Annotated in this window: 2 protein-coding genes; both read left to right on the top strand. The window is 73.4% G+C overall.

Going from position 1 to position 1623, the window contains the following annotated elements; genetic code table 11:
• Positions 1-354: 354 nt before the first annotated feature.
• Positions 355-1140, top strand: coding sequence for a hypothetical protein (locus HY68_RS21260; protein ID WP_041991189.1), 786 nt, complete (start codon positions 355-357; stop codon positions 1138-1140).
• A gap of 142 nt (positions 1141-1282) precedes the next feature.
• Positions 1283-1615 (top strand): hypothetical protein, encoded by a 333-nt coding sequence (locus HY68_RS21255; RefSeq protein WP_041991187.1) that lies wholly within the window; start codon positions 1283-1285, stop codon positions 1613-1615.
• The last annotated feature ends 8 nt before the right edge of the window (positions 1616-1623 follow it).

Below are 1623 nucleotides of genomic sequence, written 5' to 3'. Positions count from 1 at the left end.
GCAGCCGCACGTCGTCGGCCGCCGGGGCCCCGTCGGGGCGCCTGCGCAGGACGAGTACCGCGTCGGGACGGGCGGCGCCCATGACGTCGAAGGTGATGCCGCCGGCCGAGTCGGCCACACAGTCTGCGGCCCACTCCTCGCGCGCGGTCCGCCGCCCGGTCGATCTGGTCATACGGCTATAGATGCGGAAAACACCGCGCAGGTGCCCTCCGACAGCAGATTTGTTCGATCTTGCGGCGCCGGCCCGTCCGATTCTGTTCGTCTTCGCGCGTGACCCCGGCCACGGCTCGCCCGTTGAACCCCGTACGAGCCGGGAACAGCCCGGTTCACGCACCGATTTCGAGGAGCCACCCCGTGCCGCGCATGCTCGATGTCAGCGAGGACGTCCGCGCCGAGATCGGCGACGAAGAAGCCGACCGGTTGCTCACCGGCGAGAACTCCCCGGGCAGTTACGACTGCACGTCCTGCCGCACCCCGGGAGACTCCGAGCAGGAGCGGACCAGCACCGTCCTGTTCGTCGGCGAGGAGACGGCCGTCCTGGCCTTCGCCCACGCCACCTGCATCCCGTCCCAGGTCGTCCAGGTCGCCGAGGACCAGCTCCAGGGCGCGGTCAGGTCCATCACCGGCAACGAGCCGCAGGCGCCCGGCGGCCCCGCGGGGGCCGAGCAGCAGGCCGTGCTGGGCGTCACCAGCGGTCTGGTGCTGATCGAGGGCGAGCTGCACCCGGCCCTGGTGGTGGAGCCGACGGCGCCGATCACCCGTGCGGGATCCGGCGGCACGATGGACGAGTTCCTCCCGCTCCTGGTCGAGCAGGGCTTCCAGCCGGTCGCCGACCTCGGCGGCCGGCCCGGCGTGCTGCCCGGCTGGTCCGTGCTGCTCGCCATGGGCCAGCTGCACGCCGTCCTGCAGCCCGGCACGGGCGGCAGCGGCCAGGTCGCCTGGTGGCAGGCGCACCAGCCGCTCCAGGTCACCGAGGGCTGGCGGGCGGCGGCCAACAAGTCGCACCAGGTCCTGGTGTTCGCGGCGCCGGTCGGCTCGATCGGCCAGCAGCCCCGTGAGGACCTGCTGCGCGACGCCCTGGAGAAGGCGGCGGCCAACGGCCGGCTGGTGGCCGCGGCGATGCCCCTGGCGGGCACGTGAGGGTGCGGGCGGGCAGGTGAGCGTGCGGCAGGGCACGTGACGGCGCGGGCGCGCCCCGCCGCACACCGGTCACCACCCCGTTGACCGGCAATTTCCCGGTCGTACCCGCATCCGACGAGGCACCGGGGTCGTTGGCACATACGTGCACTCATACGACCCCTCCCGCCCGCAGTACCAGAGCCAGATCCCCTCGATGCGCCCCGCGCAGGACGTGGCGGACGGGTATTCGACGACCCCGATCTACGACGCGCTGTACTCCGAGTTCCTCCGGTCGTTCAGAGCCCTCCCCGGCGACAGGAGCGGCGAGGACAATCTGGGTTTCACGGCCTTCGGTGCCGGGACGCACCCGGGCCGCGGCAGACACGGCGACCGCGCGCACACGCCGTACCAGGGGTCCTGGCAGCGGGACACCCGGCAGCCCGTCGCCCGCCACACCCCGGCGGCGCTGCCGCCGGGTCCGCGTCGCGAGGCGTGAGCCGCGCG

The organism is Streptomyces sp. AcH 505 (genome assembly GCF_000818175.1).
Classification (GTDB): domain Bacteria; phylum Actinomycetota; class Actinomycetes; order Streptomycetales; family Streptomycetaceae; genus Streptomyces.
This window is presented reverse-complemented; position numbering and strand designations above follow the sequence as displayed.